We start from the raw sequence: 18,895 nt of genomic DNA, 5'->3' as shown, positions 1-18,895 counted from the left end.
TGTGATGTCCAGGGACGTTGTCCCGAGCTGAGGTGATCGGGGCCTGTCGTTGAGACGGGGAGGGCCTCCGGTGTGAAGTGGAGCTGTCTAGGAACCGCTTCACAGACCGGAGGCCCTCGTGTCCCACGCTAACGCCGCCCTGACCCCACGCGCCCGCCTGCGGATGGCCCGGTTGATGGTGGACCAGGGATGGCCGGTGTCGGCGGCCGCGTCGATGTTCATGGTCGACCCGTCCACCGCGCGCAAGTGGGCCGACCGGTACCGCGCCGAGGGCCCAGCCGGGATGGTTGACCGCAGCTCGCGGCCGCACCACCAGCCCACCCGGACTCCGCTCGCTCAGGTCAAGCAGATCGTGCGGTTGCGGTGGCGCCAGCGGCTGGGCCCGGTGCAGATCGGCGGCCGGCTGGGCATCCCGGCCTCTACGGTCCACGCCGTGCTGGTGCGCTGCCGGGTCAACCGGCTGACCCGCATCGACCGGGTCACCGGCGAAACCCTGCGCCGCTACGAACACGACCACCCGGGTTCGCTGATCCACGTCGATGTCACCAAGTTCGGCAACATCCCCGACGGCGGCGGCTGGCGCTACGTCGGCAAGTTCGAAGGCGACCGCAACCGGGCAGCCACCGTCGCGCGCACCGGCGCACCCCGCAGCGCCACCCATGGCCCCCTGCTGGGGCGCGGGTTCGTGCACACCGTGATCGATGACCACTCCCGCGTCGCCTACGCCGAGATCTGCACCGATGAGACCGCCGCTACCGCCATCGGCGTGCTCCACCGCGCCGTGACCTGGTTCAACCAGCGCGGCGTCACCGTCCAGCGAGTCCTGTCCGACAACGGCTCGGCCTACCGCTCCCACGCCTGGCGCGACGCCTGCGCCGAGCTCAACGTCGTCCACAAGCGGACCCGGCCCTACCGGCCACAGACCAACGGCAAGATCGAACGGTTCCACCGCACCTTGGCCGACGGTTGGGCCTACGCCCGCTTCTACGACTCCGAACAAGCACGCCGAGACGCGCTGCCAGGATGGCTGCACTTCTACAACCACCACCGGCCCCACAGCGCCACCGGAGCCCTACCCCCGATCAGCCGCCTGGACAACCTCGCTGGACATCACANAAGGTGTCATCTTATGGAGTATCCATACGCCGAGACGCGCTGCCAGGATGGCTGCACTTCTACAACCACCACCGGCCCCACAGCGCCACCGGAGCCCTACCCCCGATCAGCCGCCTGGACAACCTCGCTGGACATCACATCTAGCCGACGCCGTCACCGCGGCCCGGTGCCGCCGGGTGTCCGGCTCGGGCGGCCGCGGGCCCTGGTGGCGGCGCGAGAGGTACGTGCCGGCGACGTTGCCGCAGGCGATCACCGGCACCGCGATCAGGGCGCCGAAGATGCCGGCGACCAGCAGGCCGGCGGCGATGGCCAGCACGACCGCGAGCGGGTGCACCGAGACGGCCCGACCCAGCAGCAGCGGCTGCAGGACGTGGCCCTCCAGCTGCATGATCAGCACGATGATGCCCAGTGCGATCAGCGCCTTGACCGGTCCGACGGCGACCAGGGTGACCAGCACGGCGACCGAACCGGCCAGGAACGACCCGATGATCGGGATGAACGCGCCGAGGAAGACCAGCGCGGCCAGCGGCACCACCAGCGGGGTGCCCAGCAGGGTCAGCCCGATGCCGATGAACACGGCGTCGAAGGCGGCGACGACGACGGTCGCGCGGACGTAGGAGATCAGCGTGCGCCAGGCCCGGCGGGCGGCCTCGTCGATGTAGGCCGCGGAGTTGACCGGGCTCAGGCCGACGATCCACAGCCAGATGTCGCGGCCGTCGAGCAGGAAGAAGAACAGCGTGAAGAGCGTCAGCGCGAAGCCGGTGAGCACCTCCCCGAGGGTCGCGGCGGTCGTGAGGGCACCCGCGGTGAGGGTGTCGCGGTTGTTCACGATCGCGTCCTGGGCGCTGGTCACCGCCGAGTCGATCGCGTCGTTGAGCTGGCTCTGGGAGACCGGCAGGTTGTCCACGACGAAGCGCTGGATCTGGTCCAGGCCCTCGCCGACCTGACCGGCCAGGTCGTCGTAGCCGGCCGCGAACTGCTCCACGACCAGGGTGATGATCCCGGCGACGACGCCGAGGCCGATCACCAGCATCACCGCCGCGGCCAGCGCGCGGGGCCAGCCGTTGCGGTGCAGCAGCGCCGCACCGGGCTGCAGCAGCGCGGCCAGGAGCAGGGCCACGATGACCGGCACGACGACGACCGCGATGTAGGCCGCGCCGACCAGCACCAGGTACAGCGCGGCGCCCACCGCGATCGCCCGCCAGGACCAGGCCGCGGTGATCCGCAGCGCGTTGGGCACCTCGGCGACGACCTCGCGGGACTCCTCGGGCGCCAGCAGCGACCCGCGGCTGCGGTCCCGGCCGGGCAGCGGGGCCCGGCCACCGGCCCGCGGGGGTCCGCTCACACCGCCGGGGCTGTCGACGTCGGGGGCGTCGGGGTGCGGGCTGCCGGCGGGGTGCACGTCCTCGGCGTCGGCCCCGGGGTCGACGGGCCGCTCGCTCGCCGCGGCCGCGGCGCCCTGCTCCTGCGACGGCGTCCCGGGCCGGTCGTCGGGCACGTGCTCGACGACGGCGCGGCTGCCGTCCTCCATCAGCAGGACGGTGCCCTCGGGCAGGGCGTGCGGGTCGTGCTCGCGGGCGGCCCGGATGCGCTCGCGGGCCCGGTCGGTGAGGGAACGGGCTCGGTTCAACACGGTGGGACCTCGAGAGTGCCGGGCCCGGGTGGGGCGGTGGTGGGTGACGCGGAGCGGGCGGGTCGAGCCTGCCGGGGGCAGGGGCGTTCGGGTCTGAGGCTGGCCGTGCGCGAGGATGGGCCCGTGCTGCGAGCAACGACCGACCGAGACGAGCAGGTACCCGCATGATCGAGCGCTACACGCTGCCCGAGATGGGACGTGTCTGGAGCGAGCAGCACAAGTACGAGCTGTGGTGCCGCGTGGAGACGCTGGTCCTGGAGGCGCACGCCGCCGCCGGCCGGGTGCCCGCCGACGTCGTCGAGCCGGTGCGCAACGCACCCGCACCCACGCCGGAGCGGGTCGCCGAGATCGAGGCGACCACCCAGCACGACGTCATCGCCTTCCTCACCGCCTGGGCCGACAACACCGAGCCCCGCTCGGCCGCGGCCTACGTGCACCACGGCATGACCTCCTCGGACCTGCTGGACACCGCGCTCGCCGTCCAGCTCACCGACGCCACCGACGTGCTGCTGGCCAAGGCCGACCGCCTGGTCGCCGCGCTGCGCGACCACGGGCTGGCCCACCGGGGCACGCTCAAGGTCGGCCGTACGCACGGCGTGCACGCCGAGCCCGACGTGTGGGGCCACCGGGTCGCCGACCTGGCCTTCGCCGCTGCCCGCTCCCGGGACCGGCTGCGCGCCGCCCGGTCCGCCGTCGGTGTCGTCGCCATCTCCGGTGCCGTGGGCACCTACTCCCTGATCGACCCCTCGGTCGAGGTCACCGTGGCGCAGGCGCTGGACCTGCGCGCCGCGGACGCCTCCACCCAGGTCGTGCTGCGCGACGGCGTCAGCGAGTGGGTCTCGGCGCTGGCGATCATCGCCACTGTCTGCGAGGCGATCGCGCTGGAGGTCCGGCACGGCCAGCGGACCGAGGTGCGCGAGCTGTCGGAGGCGTTCGGGTCGGGCCAGAAGGGCTCGAGCGCGATGCCGCACAAGAAGAACCCGATCCGCTCCGAGCGGATCGCCGGGCTGGCCCGGGTCGTGCGGGCGGCGATCGTGCCGGTCATGGAGGGCATCCCGCTCTGGCACGAGCGCGACATCTCGCACTCCTCGACCGAGCGGGTCTTCCTGCCCGACGCCTCCATCACCACCGACTACCTGCTGGACCTCACCGCCGGCCTGGTGGAGAACCTGGTCGTCGACGCGGACCGGATGCGGGCCAACCTGGACTCCACCGGTGGGCTGATCTACACCTCCTCGGTGCTGCTGGAGCTGGTCGAGGCCGGGATGGGCCGCGAGCAGTCCTACGCCCTGGTGCAGACCGCGGCGATGGAGACCTGGAAGACCGGCACGCCGTTCCGGGAGACGCTGCGCGCGAAGGCCGACGCCGACGGGGTGACCCTCGACGAGGCCCGGCTGGACGAGATCTGCCGGCCCGAGCGGTACGTGCAGAACCTGGACCCGTTGTTCGAGCGCCTGGCCGCCCTCTCGTGACCCTGGACCTGCCGCTGCTGGCCCGGGGCAAGGTGCGCGAGGTCTACGACGCCGGCGAGGGCCGGCTGCTGCTGGTCGCCTCGGACCGGATCTCGGCCTACGACGCAGTGCTGCCCACCCCCATCCCGGACAAGGGGCGGGTGCTGACGCAGCTGTCGGTGTGGTGGTTCGACCAGCTCGCCGACGTGCTGGCCGCCTTCGGTGCCACCCACCACCTGCTCAGCGCCACCGACGTGCCGGCCGAGGTGGCCGGGCGGGCGATGCTGGTCCGCCGGCTGGAGATGGCCCCGGTCGAGTGCGTTGCCCGCGGCTACCTGTCGGGCTCGGGCACCGTGGAGTACCAGGCGCACGGCGCGATCCAGGACGTCGAGCTGCCGGCCGGGCTGGTCGAGGGGTCCCGGCTGCCGCAGCCGGTCTTCACGCCCTCGACCAAGGCCGACGTGGGGGAGCACGACGAGGCGATCACCTTCGCCCGCACCGTCGAGCTGGTCGGGGCCGATCAGGCCGCCCAGCTGCGCGACCTGACGCTGGCGCTCTACCGGCGGGCGGCGGAGACCGCCTCGGCCGCGGGCATCGTGCTGGCCGACACCAAGTTCGAGTTCGGCGTCGCCGACGGTGGGCTGGTGCTGGCCGACGAGGTCCTCACCCCGGACTCCTCGCGGTTCTGGCCGGCGGTGACCTGGTCGCCGGGTGCCGCGCAGCCCTCCTACGACAAGCAGTACGTCCGGGACTGGCTGACCTCCTCGGGCTGGGACCGTCGGTCCCCGGCCCCGGAGCTGCCCGAGGACGTCGTCGCGGCCACCCGTGAGCGCTACGTGGCCGCCTACGAGGAGCTGACCGGCACGCCCTTCAGCTGACCGGCGCGGCCAGCAGCTGGTCGACGGCGGCCCGCAGGGTGTCGCGGGCGGCCTCGTCCAGGTCGCTGAAGGCGGCCCGGATCTCGCGGCTGCCGTCGGACCGGGCGTCCAGGCGCACGACCTCGGCGACCAGCTCCAGTCGGACGTCGTCCAGGACCAGCACGACGCGCGCGGTCTGACCGGTGTCGGGCAGCGGCCGCAACGGGGTGCCCGGGACGTTGGCGGGGAAGGCGATCCGGGCGCCGGAGACCGACAGGTCCAGCGTGGTGCCGACGACGAGGCCGGCGTCACCCTGCACGCCCACCGGGACGGCGACGTCGGCCCGCGGGGCGAAGCGGCGGTTGCCGCTCTCGGCGGGGGCCAGCGGGTGCAGCCGCCACTGCGGATCGCCGCCGCCGAGGACGTCGACCACCTGGTAGCGGCGGCTGCGGACGCCGTCGAGGTGGGACCAGCACAGCGTGATCTCGCTGCCCAGCGCCAGCCGGACGCGCCGGCCGTCCCGGGTGCGGGCGACGGCCGCGGTCAGCTCGGTCTCGCTGGACCAGCGGGTCTGGCTCGACATCCGGGCGTCGTCGACCACCACGGTGAGCCGGGCACCGCTGTCGGGTCGGTCGCGGCCGATCGCGCTGGCCAGTCCCAAGGTGGGTCCTCTCGTGGTGTCCGGCGGCGGCCGGCCGCGGTGCGGGGTCGGTGAGTGGGTGTGCGGGGGTCAGACCCGGGCCGCGCGGCGGCCGATCTCCAGGGCGGTCGCGGACCGCAGCCGGGCCCGGACGTCGTCGGGCAGGTCCTCGAAGGCGACCCGCAGGGTGCGTCGTCCGTCGGCCAGGCGCTGGCGCTGCACGACCCGGCAGCGCAGTTCGACCCGGGTGCCGTCGAGCACGATCGCCATCATGGCGCGCTCCCCGGCGTCCGGGAGGGGGTGGACGACGTCGCCGAAGCCCACGGTGGGCTCGGCCACGAAGACGGCGCGCAGGCCGCCCTCGCTGACGTCGGCGGTCTCGCCCAGCAGCATCCCCGAGGGCATGGCCAGCCCGACCGGGACGTGCAGCGGGGCGCGCGGGCTGGAGCGGCGGTCGCCGTCGTCGGCCGGGCCGAGCGGGCGCAGCCGCCAGGTCGGCACGGTCCCGCCCCGGACGTCGGCGACCTGGTAGGGCCGGCAGCGGACCGGGACGTCGGTGGGGCTCCACCAGACCGACACCTCCGCGCCCAGGGACAGCCGCACCCGGCGACCGGAGGCGTCGACGCCGACCTCGAGGACCAGCTCCTGCTCGAGGCTGCTCTCCACGGTGCTGTGCGCGAGCGTGGTGGACCCGTCGACGACCACCTCGACGGTGCCGCCGCTCTCGGGCCGGGACAGGCCGGGAGCCTGGACGTCGGTCACGTGCCTGCTCCCACCTGTTCCGCTCCGCCTCGGTGGCGTCGTCGGGGGATCCATCGGCAGGACCGTCCCGGAATCGCCCCGAAACCGGGCGTTCCCGCTGACGGGGGGCGGGTCGCCTGCGCTCACGTGGAGTTCGAGGTGACGGGCGTGCCCCGCCAGTTCGTCGCGAAGACCGGGGTGACGACGTAGGTCAGGGCGCCGCCGAGGCCCAGCAGGCTGCCGGTGTCCAGGCAGGAGGTGACGGTCAGGACCGCGTCGCAGGCGCCGGAACCCGGGGTGCGGGTCGGGGTGCCGAGCAGCGGGGTGACGAAGCGGGCCACCTCGTACCCGCGGACGGGGGCGCCCTCCACGGTCACCGCGGTCCAGGACACCGCCACGGAGAAGCCGAGGGTCCCGTCGGTCCGCTTGGCGACGACGGGTGCCACCGAGGGGACCGTCGCGGCGACCACGGAGGCCGAGCTCCCGACGGCCGTGCTCGCGGCCCACGACGCCCGGGACGCGGTGGCGCCGCCGACCAGCAGGACCGCGGTGCCGACGACGGCGGTGAGGGCACGGCGCGGGCTCCGGGTCGGCCGCGTCGGCCGGGTCGGCCGACTCACAGCGACGTGCCCGACAGCGTCACGGGCACGGTGAAGGTCGCTCCGGCGCAGCCGCCGGGGGCCTCGGCCCGCATGTAGACCGCGCCGGTCAGCACGACGGGGGTGCTGGTGGAGTTGGCGGCCACCACGATCGCGGCGACGCCGGAGCGGTCGATCGTCGTCACCACCGGCAGCACGTTCCCGGTGGGGCACGCCGTCTGGTCCGCGGCCACCCCGTTGCCCAGGGTCAGCGTGGTGAGCGAGACCGGGTAGGGGTTGGCGTTGGTGATCGTGAAGCCGATGGTCCCGGTCAGCGGGTTGGCGTACGTGGTCCCGGTGCGCGGGAAGACCGGGTTGCCCTGGGGCACCGCGGTGACGGTCAGGGCGACCGGGGTGACCGCGCTGGCCTGCGTGGCGCCCCCACCCGACGCGCTCCACGCGGCCCAGGCGGCCCCGGTGCCGCCGAACAGGAGGGCGAGCGCGGTCCCGAGGACCGCCACCCGTCCCGCCCCGCGGCGGCCCGTGCCCCGGCGGTGCCGTCCGCTCACGGCCGCACCCCTCCCCGCCGGAGACCTCCCTGCCGCACGTCAGACGGGGAGGGTCGTGCCCGTGGCGGTGACCGGCACCGTGAACGTCACCTGCTTGCAGCCGTCCGCGGCCGTGGGCAGCATCGAGACGGCGGCGGGCAGGGTCAGCACCGTGGTGGTCGAGTTCGCCGGCACGTCGATCGCCAGGCCGGTGATGGTGGTCCGGGGCAGCGTGATGTTGCCGGCCGTGCAGGTGCCCGAGCTCGTGGTGGGCGTCTGGAGGACCACCTGGGTGATGCGCACCGGGAAGCCGTTGGGGTTGGTGACGGTGCCGGCCAGGTCGGCCGTCCCGCCGGGGTAGAGCAGGGAGGACGCCGGGGTGCTGGCGACGACGGCGAAGTCCACCGTCGTCCCGGCCACGCCGTTGACGGACCCGCCGCCGCTGACCATCCAGGCGGCGAAGGCCACCCCGCCGCCGAGCATGGCGACGAGCAGCAGGGCGAGGACGCCGGATCGCTTGCGCAGGTTCACTGGACTCCTCGGACTGGTGTGCACCGGAACGTGATCGTCCGATCGTCTCCCGAGCGCTATCGGCAGGCAGGGTTCCGAAACACACTCGAACGGCGAACTCCGTCGACGAGTCGGGGTCCCGGGCCGCCGTACACACCGGGGAAACGCCGGTCCAGGCCCCAGTACCCTCCTGGTCGTGCCTCGTGTCGTGGTCGACGTCGTCCTGAAGCCAGAGATCTCCGACCCCCAGGGGCAGGCCGTGCTCGGCGCCCTCGGTCGCCTGGGCCACGGCGGGGTGACCAGCGTCCGGCAGGGCAAGCACTTCGTGCTCGACGTCGAGGGCACCCCCGACGCCGCTCAGCTGCGGGAGATCGCCGAGACCCTGCTCGCCAACCCGGTCATCGAGGACGTCGAGCTGCACCTCGACCCCACCCCGGGGGTCTGAGCATGCGCATCGGCGTCATCACCTTCCCGGGCTCGCTCGACGACGTCGACGCCGCCCGCGCCGTCCGGCTGGCGGGGGCCGAACCGGTCGCCCTCTGGCACGCCGACGACGACCTCGCCGGCGTCGAGGCGGTCGTGCTGCCCGGCGGGTTCTCCTACGGGGACTACCTGCGCGCCGGCGCCATCGCCGCCCGCGCCCCGATGATGCGCACCGTCGTGGACCGGGCCCGCCAGGGCCTGCCCGTGCTGGGCATCTGCAACGGCTTCCAGGTGCTGTGCGAGGCCGGGCTGCTGCCCGGCGCCCTCACCCGCAACAGCCACCTGCACTTCCGCAACCGCGACCAGGGCCTGCTCGTCGAGCGCGCCGACACCGCCTGGACCTCCTCCTACGAGCAGGGCCAGACCATCGTCGTCCCGGTCAAGAACGGCGAGGGCCGCTACGTCGGCTCCGACGCCGACCTCGACGCCCTGGAGGGCGAGGGCCGCGTCGTCGTCCGCTACGTGGGCGGCAACCCCAACGGCAGCTCCCGCGACATCGCCGGCGTCACCAGCGCCGACGGCCGCGTCGTGGGCCTCATGCCGCACCCCGAGCACGCCGTCGAGGACCTCACCGGGCCCTCGGTCGACGGGCTCGGGTTCTTCACCTCGGTGCTCCAGGGAGTCCTCTCCGCATGACCGTCGACACCGTCTCCCACGCAGCACAGACCCCCGACGAGCCGCAGCCCTGGGCCGAGCTCGGGCTCCGCGAGGACGAGTACGCCCGGATCCGCGAGATCCTCGGCCGCCGGCCCACCACCGCCGAGCTGGCCATGTACTCGGTCATGTGGAGCGAGCACTGCTCCTACAAGTCCTCCAAGGTCCACCTGCGCACCTTCGGCGACCTGCCCCGCAGCGAGGCGCTGCTGGTCGGCATGGGCGAGAACGCCGGTGTCGTGGACGTCGGCGACGGCTACGCGGTGACCTTCAAGGTCGAGTCGCACAACCACCCCAGCTACATCGAGCCCTACCAGGGCGCGGCCACCGGCGTCGGCGGCATCGTCCGGGACATCCTCACCATGGGCGCCCGCCCGGTCGCCGTCATGGACTCGCTGCGCTTCGGCCGCGCCGACGCCCCCGACACCGCCCGGGTGCTGCCCGGCGTGGTCGCCGGGGTCGGCGGCTACGGCAACTGCCTGGGCCTGCCCAACATCGGCGGGGAGCTGCTCTTCGACGACTGCTACGCCGGCAACCCGCTGGTCAACGCCCTGTGCGTCGGCGTCATGCGGCACGAGGACGTCCGGCTGGCCAAGGCCGAGGGCGTGGGCAACAAGGTCGTGCTCTTCGGCGCCCGCACCGGCGGCGACGGCATCGGCGGGGTCTCGGTGCTGGCCAGTGAGACCTTCGACGCGGCGGGCCCGGCCAAGCGCCCCGCCGTCCAGGTCGGCGACCCGTTCACCGAGAAGCTGCTCATCGAGGCGTGCCTGGAGATCTTCGCCGCCGACCTGGTCACCGGCATCCAGGACCTCGGCGGTGCCGGGCTGTCCTGCGCCACCAGCGAGCTGGCCGCGGCCGGTTCCGGCGGCATGCACGTCGACCTGGACACCGTCCCGCTGCGGGACTCCACGCTGACCGCCGCCGAGATCCTGATGAGCGAGTCCCAGGAGCGCATGTGCGCGATCGTGGAGCCCGCCAAGGTCGAGCAGTTCCTCGCCGTCTGCGCCAAGTGGGACGTGCTGGCCACCGTCATCGGCGAGGTCACCGACGGCACCCGGCTCACCGTCGACTGGCACGGCGAGCAGATCGTCGACGTCCCGCCGCGCACCGTGGCCCTGGACGGCCCGGTCTACCACCGCCCGATGGCCCGCCCGGCCGACCTGGACGCCCTGCAGGCCGCCGTCCCGCCGGTCGAGTCCACCGACCTGCGCGCGGACTGGCTGGCCGTCGTCGGCAGCCCGGACGGCGCGGACAAGTCCTGGGTCACCGAGCAGTACGACCGCTACGTCCAGGGCAACACCGTGCTGGCCCAGCCCGAGGACGCCGGCGTCGTCCGGATCGACGAGGACACCCACCGCGGCATCGCGCTGGCCCTGGACGGCAACGCCCGCTTCGCCCGGCTGGACCCCTACACCGGCGCCCAGCTCAACCTGTCCGAGGCCTACCGCAACGTCGCCGTCTCCGGCGCCGTCCCGCTGGCCGTCACCAACTGCCTGAACTTCGGCTCCCCCGAGGAGCCCGAGGTCATGTGGCAGTTCGCCGAGGCCGTCCGCGGCCTGGCCGACGGCTGCCGCGCGCTGGGCCTGCCCGTCACCGGCGGCAACGTCAGCCTCTACAACCAGACCGGCGACGTGCCGATCAACCCGACGCCGGTCATCGGCGTGCTGGGCGTGCACGACGACGTCCGCACCCGGGTGTCCGGCGGCTGGAAGACCGCGGGGGAGACCCTCGTGCTCCTCGGGGAGACCCGGCCGGAGTTCGGCGGGTCCGCCTGGGCCTCCGTCGTGCACGGCCACCTCGGCGGGCTCCCGCCGCAGCTGGACCTGGACGCCGAGCGCGCCCTGGGCGAGCTGCTCGCCGACCTGGCCGCCGACGAGCTGGTCAGTTCCGCGCACGACCTCTCCGACGGCGGCCTGGCCCAGGCGCTGAGCGAGTCCGCGCTGCGGTACGGCGTCGGTGCGACGGTGTCGGTCCGCGGTGACGCCACGGCCGCGCTGTTCTCCGAGTCGGTGGCCCGCGCCGTCGTCACCACCTCGGACCCGGCCACGGTCCTGGCCGCTGCCCGCGGGCGCGGGGTCCCGGCGACCGAGCTGGGCACCACCGGCGGGGACGCCCTCGTCGTGGAGGGGCTGGTCGAGCTGCCGCTCGCCGAGCTCCGCACCACCTGGTCGACGACGCTCCCGGCGCTCTTCGACACACCCGAGGCCACCGTCGGTGCCGTCCCGACGGGCGCCGTCCCGACGAGCTGATGGCCGGGACGCCGCCGATCCCGGCCGAGGCGCTGCGCGATGCGCTGCTGCCCGCGCTGCCCTGGCTGCGCGGGGAGGCCGACCAGCCTCCCCGCGCGGTCCTGGGCGCCGCGGTCAAGACGACGGCGCGCTGGCTGGCCCAGCAGGTGCCCGGTCGGTCGGTGGAGGTGCGGGTGCCCCCGCACGTCGCCGTGCAGTGCATCCCGGGGCCGCGACACACCCGCGGCACCCCGCCCAACGTGGTCGAGACCGACGCCGCCACGTGGCTGCGGATGGCCTGCGGGCTGCAGACCTGGGACCAGGCCGTCGCCGAGGGGCGGGTGGCCGCCAGCGGCAACCGCGCCGACCTCGCCGAGCTGCTCCCGCTGCGGCCCTTCCGCAGCGGCCCGCCCGCCTGAGGGCGCCCCCACACGACGACGCCCCGCCCACCGCGGGGGTGGACGGGGCGTCGGGGCAGACCGGGCGGGTCAGCCGCCGGTGAACAGCGGGGCGGCGGTGATGACCGTGCGGACCAGGCCGTAGGCCAGCGGGATGCTGACCAGCAGCCAGGCGATGACGATCAGCAGGGTCGGGGTGGACGACTGCGTGCGCTGGGGTGAGCTCATCGGGCGGCGCTCCTCTCCGGGGTGGCGGGGGTGGTGTCGGTCTTGGGCTCGTGCCACTTGCTGGCGACCGGGGTCACGAGGAGGTTGGCCACGAACCCGACGGCGAGCAGGCCGACCATGATGAACAGGGCGATCCGGTAGTCCGCCGCGACCAGCTCACCGGGGGTGCCCTGGGTGTCCAGGACGCCGTTGACGATCAACGGCCCGGCCACGCCCGCCGCGGCCCAGGCGGTGAGCAACCGGCCGTGGATGGCACCGACCTGGTAGGTGCCGAAGAGGTCGCGCAGGTAGGCCGGGATGGTGGCGAACCCGCCGCCGTAGAAGCTGATGATCACCGCGGCCAGGACGACGAACAGCCAGGTCGCCGAGCTGCCGACGGTGGCCAGGGCGACGTAGAGCAGCAGCCCGACGCCGAGGTAGACCATGTAGATCGGCTTGCGGCCGATCTTGTCCGAGGTCGAGGACCAGACGAACCGGCCGGCCATGTTGAACAGCGACAGGAGACCGACGAACCCAGCTCCGGCCGCGGCGGCGACGGTGGAGGCGTCTCCCTCGCGGAAGAAGTCCTGGATCATCGGGCTGGCCTGCTCGAGGATGCCGATGCCCGCGGTCACGTTGCAGAACAGCACCACCCACAGCAGCCAGAACTGCCGGGTCTTGATCGCGTTGGCCGCGGACACGCTGTCGGTGGTGACCAGCGACTTCTGCTTGACCGAGGCGGGGTCGAAGCCGTCGGGCTTCCAGCCGTCGGCCGGCACGCGGACGATGAACGCCCCCGCCATCATGTAGACCAGGTAGACCAGGCCGAGGGTGACGAACAGCCCGGCCACGGCACCGCCACTGGGCACGGTGGCCGCGGTGCCGTCGTAGGCCGGGTCGTAGAGGCTCATCAGCTGGCGGGACAGCGGGGTCGCGATGAGCGCGCCACCACCGAAGCCCATGATCGCCATGCCGGTGGCCAGGCCCGGGCGGTCGGGGAACCACTTGATCAGCGTGGAGACCGGCGAGATGTACCCGATGCCCAGCCCGATCCCGCCGAGCACGCCGTAGCCCAGGTAGAGCAGCCACAGCTGGTCGGTGGCGATGCCGAGGGCGCCCACCAGGAAGCCGACGGACCAGAAGCAGGCGGCGGTGAACATGGCCGCCCGCGGGCCGTTGCGGTCCACCCAGGTGCCGAAGACCGCGGCCGACAGGCCCAGCATCACGATGGCGATGGAGAAGACCACGCCGATCGAGGTCAGGCTGGCGTCGAAGTGCTCGACCAGGGCGGTCTTGTAGACGCTGGTCGCGTACGCCTGGCCGATGCACAGGTGCACGGCCAGGGCGGCCGGTGGGATGAGCCACCGGTTGAAGCCCGGCTTCGCGATGATGCGCTCGCGAGCCAGGAAGCTGGGAACAGCCACCGACGGTCCTCCTGAACCGGGGCCGAGCCCCGGAGACGCTGGGTGCCCGCTGTGACGCGGGCCATGCCGGAGGCGACGGTAGTTCGCGTTGCAACCAATCGCAGGGTGAGCGAGACCAGAACGTCACCTGGCCGACGGACGGAGGCCCGGACGCGGTCGGCGGGGACCACCCATAAGCTCGGCCGCATGCCGTACGAGGTCCAGGGCGTCGTCGCCCTCAGCAAGGGTGCCCCCGTCTCGCTGGAGACGATCCTGATCCCCGACCCGGGTCCGGGTGAGGCGATCGTGGACGTGCAGGCGTGCGGGGTCTGCCACACCGACCTGCACTACCGGGAGGGCGGGATCAACGACGAGTTCCCGTTCCTGCTCGGCCACGAGGCCGCCGGCGTGGTCTCCGCGGTCGGCGAGGGCGTGGAGAACGTCGCCGTGGGTGACTTCGTGATCCTCAACTGGCGCGCGGTGTGCGGGAAGTGCCGGGCGTGTGCCAAGGGCAAGCCCTGGTACTGCTTCGACACCCACAACGCCACCCAGAAGATGACCCTGGCCGACGGCACCCCGCTGTCCCCGGCGCTGGGCATCGGCGCGTTCGCCGAGAAGACGCTGGTCCACTCCGGGCAGTGCACCAAGGTCGACCCGGCCGCCTCCCCGACCGCCGCGGGCCTGCTGGGCTGCGGCGTGATGGCCGGCGTCGGTGCCGCGATCAACACCGGTGGCGTGGGCCGCGGCGACACCGTCGCCGTCTTCGGCTGCGGTGGTGTCGGTGACGCCGCCATCGCCGGCGCCCGGCTGGCCGGGGCCGCGAAGGTCATCGCCGTCGACATCGACGACCGCAAGCTCGAGTGGGCCACGGGCATGGGCGCCACCCACACGGTGAACTCCAAGGAGACCGACGCGGTCGCCGCGATCAAGGAGCTCACCGGCGGGTTCGGCGTCGACGTCGCCATCGACGCCGTGGGCCACCCGGCGGTCTACCAGCAGGCCTTCGACGCCCGCGACCTCGCCGGCACCGTCGTGCTGGTCGGCGTGCCGAACCCGACGATGGAGATCACCTTCCCGCTGATCGAGCTGTTCGGCCGGGGCGGTGCACTGAAGTCCTCCTGGTACGGCGACTGCCTGCCCAGCCGGGACTTCCCGATGCTCATCGACCTGTACCTGCAGGGCCGCTTCGACCTGGACGCCTTCGTCTCCGAGACCATCGCCATCGGCGACGTCGAGGCCGCGTTCGAGAAGATGCACCACGGCGACGTGCTGCGCTCGGTCGTGGTGTTCTGATGCCGGCGCGCATCGACAAGACCGTGGTCAGCGGTGTGTTCAGCCTCGACGGGCAGGACTTCGACGTCGACAACAACGTGTGGCTGGTCGGCGACGACGAGACGGTCCTGGTCATCGACGCCCCCCACGACGCCGCCCCGATCCTCGCGGCGGTCGCTGGACGCGCCCTGGGCGCCATCGTGCTGACCCACGGGCACAACGACCACATCACCGCCGCCGTGGCGCTGCGCGAGGCCACCGGCGCCCCGATCTGGTTCAACCCGGCCGACCGGATGCTCTGGGACGTCGTGCACCCCGACGCCGCCCCGGACCACGACCTGGTCGAGGGCACCACGTTCGACGTCGCCGGCACCCAGCTCGTGGCCATGCACACCCCGGGCCACTCCCCGGGCAGCACCTGCCTCCACGCCCCCGAGCTGGGCACCGTCTTCACCGGCGACACGCTGTTCTGCGGTGGCCCCGGGGCCACCGGGCGGTCCTACAGCGACAAGCCGACGATCCTGACCTCGATCCGGGAGCGGCTGCTGACCCTGGACGGCGACACCGTCGTCCGCACCGGGCACGGCGACGACACCACCGTCGCCGCGGAGACCGGGAACATCTCCTAGGTCCGCCGTGGCGGAGGTCCGGGTCGGCACGTCCGGCTGGAGCTACGACCACTGGGACGGCGTCCTCTACCCACCGGGGACGCCGTCCCGGGACCGGCTCGCGCACTACGTGCAGCACGTCGACACCGTCGAGCTCAACGCCTCGTTCTACCGCTGGCCCCGGGACACCACGTTCGCCGGCTGGCGGGAGCGGCTGCCCCCGGGCTTCGCGATGAGCGTCAAGGCCGCCCGCGGCCTCACCCACGCCAGGCGGCTGTTGCAGCCCGAGGCCTGGGTGCAGCGGACCGCCGCCGGCTGGCACGAGCTCGGCGACCGCCGCGGCGTCCTGCTGGTGCAGCTGCGGCCGGACCACCAGCGCGACGACGCCCGGCTGGAGTTCTTCCTGCGGCAGCTGCCGCCCTGGCTGCGGGTCGCGGTCGAGCTGCGGCACCCCAGCTGGCAGCACGAGGACGTCTGGTCGCTGCTGGCCCGGTACGGCGCCGCGTACTGCGTCGTGAGCGGGGCCGGCATCCCCTGCGAGCTGCGGGTGACCGCGCCCTTCGCCTACGTCCGGTTCCACGGCCCGGACCACGAGCACCTCTACGCCGGTTCCTACAGCGACGCGGACCTCGCCTGGTGGGCCGACCGCATCGGCGAGTGGCGTGCCGGCGGCGTCGAGGTCTTCGCCTACTTCAACAACGACGGGGAGGGGAACGCCGTCCGCGACGCGTGGCGGCTGCGTGAGCTGCTGGGATGAGCGCGTCGTCACCCCGCCGGGGCTGGCGTGTCCACCTCGCCCCGGTACCCTCGCTCCCGTGCCTCGCGGTGATGGACGGCTGACGCACGACCTCGACCCCCAGGACGCCGGACCCCAGGACGCCTGCGGCGTCTTCGGTGTCTGGGCGCCGGGGGAGGAGGTCGCGAAACTGACCTACTTCGGTCTCTACGCCCTGCAGCACCGGGGTCAGGAGGCCGCCGGCATCGCGGTCTCCGACGGTGCCTCGGTGGTGGTCTACAAGGACCTCGGGCTGGTGAGCCAGGTCTTCGACGAGTCGACCCTGAGCAGCCTGCGCGGCTTCCTCGCCGTCGGGCACACCCGGTACTCCACGACCGGTGCCTCCACCTGGGAGAACGCCCAGCCGACGTTCCGGACGACGGGCTCGGGCACCGGCATCGCGCTGTGCCACAACGGCAACCTGGTGAACACCGCGGAGCTGGCGAGCAAGGCCGCCGACGAGGGCGTCTCCGGTGCCTTCTCCTCCACCACGGACTCCGACATCGTCACCGCGCTGATCGCCGCCAAGCAGGACCTGTCGGTCGAGGCGGCGGCGATGCAGGTGCTGCCACACCTGCGCGGGGCCTTCAGCTTCACCTTCATGGACGAGACGACGCTCTACGCCGCCCGGGACGCCCAGGGCGTCCGGCCGCTGGTGCTGGGCCGCCTGGAGCGCGGCTGGGTGGTGGCCAGCGAGACGGCTGCGCTGGACATCGTCGGCGCCTCCTACGTCCGCGAGGTCGAGCCGGGTGAGCTGATCGCCATCGACGAGGACGGTCTGCGCTCCCAGCACTTCGCGCCCGCCTCGCCCAAGGGCTGCGTCTTCGAGTACGTCTACCTGGCCCGCCCCGACACCACGATCTCCGGCCGTGGCGTGCACGCCGCCCGGGTGGAGATCGGCCGTCGGCTGGCCAAGGAGCACGCCGTCGAGGCCGACCTGGTCATCCCGGTCCCGGAGTCGGGCACGCCGGCCGCCGTGGGCTACGCCGAGGCCTCGGGCATCCCCTACGGCCTGGGTCTGGTCAAGAACTCCTACGTGGGCCGCACGTTCATCCAGCCCAGCCAGACGATCCGCCAGCTGGGCATCCGGCTCAAGCTCAACCCGCTGCGCGACGTCATCCGCGGCAAGCGCCTGGTCGTCGTGGACGACTCGATCGTGCGCGGCAACACCCAGCGCGCCCTGGTCCGGATGCTGCGCGAGGCCGGTGCCGTCGAGGTGCACGTGCGGATCGCCTCGCCGCCGGTCAAGTGGCCCTGCTTCTACGGCATCGACTTCGCCAGCCGCGCCGAGCTGGTCGCCAACGGGCTGGACGTCGATGGCGTCCGCGCCTCGATCAACGCCGACTCGCTGGGCTACGTCAGCGAGGCCGGGATGATCGCGGCGACCGAGCAGCCGGCCAACCGGCTGTGCTCGGCCTGCTTCACCGGGGAGTACCCGATCCCGCTGGGCGAGCCCGAGGTGCTGGGCAAGCACGTGCTCGAGGGCATCAGCCGGCGCACCCTGCCGGTGCTCGACGACGTCGACCGGGCTGCGGCCCGCGCGGTGAGCGGGTGGACCGGCCAGCAGGCCGGCAGCCCCAGCACCGCCGGTGGCGCCGACGACGCGCTGACCCGCCCGTGACGTTCACCTACGCCGGGTCCGGCGTCGACATCGATGCCGGCGAGCGCGCCGTCACGCTGATGAAGAGCGCGGTGGAGGCCACCAACCGGCCCGAGGTCGTCGGCGGGCTGGGCGGGTTCGCCGGGCTGTTCGCGCTGGACACCCAGAAGTACCGCAAGCCGCTGCTCGCGTCGTCCACCGACGGCGTCGGCACCAAGATCGCGCTGGCCCGCCAGCTGGACCGGCACGACACCGTGGGCATCGACCTGGTCGCCATGTGCGTCGACGACCTGGTGGCCTGCGGTGCCGAGCCGCTCTTCCTGCAGGACTACGTGGCCTGCGGCAAGGTCGTCCCGGAGCGGATCGCCGCGATCGTCACCGGCATCGCCACCGGCTGCCGGCTGGCCGGGGCCTCACTGGTCGGCGGGGAGACCGCCGAGCACGGCGACCTGATGGGCGCCGACGAGTACGACCTGGCCGCGACCGCCGTCGGCGTGGTCGAGGCCGACGCGGTGCTGGGCCCCGAGCGGGTCCGCGACGGGGACGTCGTCGTCGCCATGGCCTCCTCGGGCTTCCACTCCAACGGCTACTCCCTGGTCCGCCGCGTCGTCGCGAGCGCCGGGCTGGACCTGCTGGCCACCCCGGCCGGGCTGGACCGGGAGCTGGGCGCCACGCTGCTGGAGCCCACCCGGATCTACGCGCTGGACTGCCTGGCCCTGGTCGCCGAGCTGTCCGTGGACGCCGTGCACGCCTTCGCGCACATCACCGGGGGCGGGCTGGCCGCCAACGCTGGCCGCGTCGTCCCCGACGGCCTGGAGGCGGTCCTGGACCGCTCCACGTGGGCCCTGCCGGCCGCGGTGCACCTGATGGAGTCCCAGGGCGTGCCGCGCACCGAGTCCGAGCGGGCGTTCAACTGCGGGGTCGGCATGGTCGCCGCCGTCGCCCCCGAGGTCGCCGACCGCACGGTCGCCCTGCTCACCGAGCGCGGCGTCCCCGCCTGGGTGGCCGGCACCGTCGGCGAGCGCACCGACCCCACCGCCGCCCCCGCCCGGCTGGTCGGCTCCTACCGCTGAGGGCAGCTCCCGGTCGCCCCTGGTGGGCGGTCGGGAGCCGACCCGCGGTCGGACTGCCGGCGCACAGCACGACGACACCGCCGTCCCGAGGGGCGGCGGTGTCGTGAGCTTGTTGCGTGT

Annotated in this window: 19 protein-coding genes and 1 pseudogene; 12 read left to right on the top strand and 8 right to left on the bottom strand. The window is 73.5% G+C overall.

Annotated features, from left to right (window positions below; all coding sequences use genetic code 11):
• Positions 1-118 precede the first annotated feature (118 nt).
• Positions 119-1,115 (top strand): annotated as a pseudogene (locus ASG41_RS22770) (IS481 family transposase); the annotation flags it as partial.
• Between the two features lie 107 nt (positions 1,116-1,222).
• On the opposite strand, the gene ASG41_RS04075 reads toward ASG41_RS22770, so the two are convergent.
• A complete protein-coding gene (locus ASG41_RS04075) occupies positions 1,223-2,749 on the bottom strand; it encodes an AI-2E family transporter (RefSeq protein ID WP_056289918.1) in 1,527 nt (508 codons plus the stop codon).
• 164 nt (positions 2,750-2,913) lie between these two features.
• On the opposite strand from ASG41_RS04075, the gene purB reads away from it, so the two are divergent.
• Both purB and ASG41_RS04065 read left to right on the top strand, forming a co-directional pair.
• Entirely contained in the window at positions 2,914-4,221 is a 1,308-nt protein-coding gene (gene purB, locus ASG41_RS04070; protein WP_056289915.1) for an adenylosuccinate lyase, read from the top strand.
• Positions 4,218-5,078: a phosphoribosylaminoimidazolesuccinocarboxamide synthase gene (locus tag ASG41_RS04065; protein ID WP_200938691.1), complete on the top strand. Its 861-nt coding sequence runs from the start codon at positions 4,218-4,220 to the stop codon at positions 5,076-5,078. The genes purB and ASG41_RS04065 overlap by 4 nt, the downstream gene beginning before the upstream one ends.
• On the opposite strand, the gene ASG41_RS04060 is transcribed toward ASG41_RS04065, so the two are convergent.
• The 5 genes from ASG41_RS04060 to ASG41_RS04040 all read right to left on the bottom strand — a co-directional run bounded on the left by ASG41_RS04060 (position 5,071) and on the right by ASG41_RS04040 (position 8,095).
• Positions 5,071-5,718 (bottom strand): PilZ domain-containing protein, encoded by a 648-nt coding sequence (locus tag ASG41_RS04060; protein WP_056289912.1) that lies wholly within the window; start codon positions 5,716-5,718, stop codon positions 5,071-5,073. The genes ASG41_RS04065 and ASG41_RS04060 overlap by 8 nt on opposite strands.
• A 69-nt stretch (positions 5,719-5,787) precedes the next feature.
• Entirely contained in the window at positions 5,788-6,459 is a 672-nt protein-coding gene (locus ASG41_RS04055) for a PilZ domain-containing protein (protein ID WP_056289910.1), read from the bottom strand.
• A 122-nt stretch (positions 6,460-6,581) separates the two neighbouring features.
• Positions 6,582-7,058 (bottom strand): hypothetical protein, encoded by a 477-nt coding sequence (locus ASG41_RS04050; protein WP_056289906.1) that lies wholly within the window; start codon positions 7,056-7,058, stop codon positions 6,582-6,584.
• A complete protein-coding gene (locus ASG41_RS04045) occupies positions 7,055-7,585 on the bottom strand; it encodes a hypothetical protein (protein ID WP_157518966.1) in 531 nt (176 codons plus the stop codon). Before ASG41_RS04045 ends, ASG41_RS04050 begins: the two co-directional genes overlap by 4 nt.
• A 39-nt stretch (positions 7,586-7,624) precedes the next feature.
• The gene (locus ASG41_RS04040) at positions 7,625-8,095 is read right to left on the bottom strand and encodes a hypothetical protein (RefSeq protein ID WP_056289900.1); all 471 of its coding nucleotides are present in this window, start codon (positions 8,093-8,095) and stop codon (positions 7,625-7,627) included.
• Positions 8,096-8,270: 175 nt separating this feature from the next.
• Between ASG41_RS04040 and purS the strand changes: the two genes are divergently transcribed.
• From purS to ASG41_RS04020, 4 genes are read left to right on the top strand one after another with little or no spacing between them, the layout of a single operon-like run.
• On the top strand, positions 8,271-8,519 hold the full coding sequence (gene purS, locus ASG41_RS04035) for a phosphoribosylformylglycinamidine synthase subunit PurS (RefSeq protein WP_056289896.1): 249 nt from the start codon (positions 8,271-8,273) through the stop codon (positions 8,517-8,519).
• A gap of 2 nt (positions 8,520-8,521) precedes the next feature.
• Positions 8,522-9,193: a phosphoribosylformylglycinamidine synthase subunit PurQ gene (purQ, locus tag ASG41_RS04030; RefSeq protein WP_200938690.1), complete on the top strand. Its 672-nt coding sequence runs from the start codon at positions 8,522-8,524 to the stop codon at positions 9,191-9,193.
• Positions 9,190-11,460, top strand: a complete 2,271-nt coding sequence (purL, locus tag ASG41_RS04025) for a phosphoribosylformylglycinamidine synthase subunit PurL (protein WP_056289893.1) — start codon at positions 9,190-9,192, stop codon at positions 11,458-11,460. Before purQ ends, purL begins: the two co-directional genes overlap by 4 nt.
• The gene (locus tag ASG41_RS04020; protein ID WP_157518964.1) at positions 11,460-11,858 is read left to right on the top strand and encodes a sterol carrier family protein; all 399 of its coding nucleotides are present in this window, start codon (positions 11,460-11,462) and stop codon (positions 11,856-11,858) included. The genes purL and ASG41_RS04020 overlap by 1 nt, the downstream gene beginning before the upstream one ends.
• Before the next feature lie 69 nt (positions 11,859-11,927).
• On the opposite strand, the gene ASG41_RS24095 is transcribed toward ASG41_RS04020, so the two are convergent.
• Both ASG41_RS24095 and ASG41_RS04015 read right to left on the bottom strand, forming a co-directional pair.
• Positions 11,928-12,065, bottom strand: coding sequence for a hypothetical protein (locus tag ASG41_RS24095; protein ID WP_200938689.1), 138 nt, complete (start codon positions 12,063-12,065; stop codon positions 11,928-11,930).
• Positions 12,062-13,468, bottom strand: coding sequence for an OFA family MFS transporter (locus tag ASG41_RS04015; protein ID WP_056289890.1), 1,407 nt, complete (start codon positions 13,466-13,468; stop codon positions 12,062-12,064). Before ASG41_RS04015 ends, ASG41_RS24095 begins: the two co-directional genes overlap by 4 nt.
• 186 nt (positions 13,469-13,654) lie before the next feature.
• Between ASG41_RS04015 and ASG41_RS04010 the strand changes: the two genes are divergently transcribed.
• The 5 genes from ASG41_RS04010 to purM are packed head-to-tail and all read left to right on the top strand — an operon-like array spanning position 13,655 to position 18,775.
• A complete protein-coding gene (locus tag ASG41_RS04010) occupies positions 13,655-14,740 on the top strand; it encodes an S-(hydroxymethyl)mycothiol dehydrogenase (RefSeq protein WP_056289886.1) in 1,086 nt (361 codons plus the stop codon).
• Entirely contained in the window at positions 14,740-15,348 is a 609-nt protein-coding gene (locus ASG41_RS04005; protein WP_056289882.1) for an MBL fold metallo-hydrolase, read from the top strand. The genes ASG41_RS04010 and ASG41_RS04005 overlap by 1 nt, the downstream gene beginning before the upstream one ends.
• A 7-nt stretch (positions 15,349-15,355) precedes the next feature.
• Positions 15,356-16,084: a DUF72 domain-containing protein gene (locus tag ASG41_RS04000; RefSeq protein ID WP_056289879.1), complete on the top strand. Its 729-nt coding sequence runs from the start codon at positions 15,356-15,358 to the stop codon at positions 16,082-16,084.
• A gap of 58 nt (positions 16,085-16,142) precedes the next feature.
• Positions 16,143-17,723 (top strand): amidophosphoribosyltransferase, encoded by a 1,581-nt coding sequence (gene purF, locus ASG41_RS03995; RefSeq protein ID WP_056289875.1) that lies wholly within the window; start codon positions 16,143-16,145, stop codon positions 17,721-17,723.
• Positions 17,720-18,775 carry a phosphoribosylformylglycinamidine cyclo-ligase gene (gene purM, locus ASG41_RS03990; protein WP_056289871.1) on the top strand — a complete coding sequence of 352 codons (1,056 nt, stop codon included), beginning with the start codon at positions 17,720-17,722 and terminating at the stop codon, positions 18,773-18,775. The genes purF and purM overlap by 4 nt, the downstream gene beginning before the upstream one ends.
• Positions 18,776-18,895: the final 120 nt, after the last annotated feature.

It is taken from the genome of Modestobacter sp. Leaf380 (genome assembly GCF_001424485.1).
Taxonomy (GTDB): domain Bacteria; phylum Actinomycetota; class Actinomycetes; order Mycobacteriales; family Geodermatophilaceae; genus Klenkia.
The sequence above is the reverse complement of the archived record's forward strand: the minus strand, read 5'-3'. Positions and strand labels throughout refer to the sequence as shown.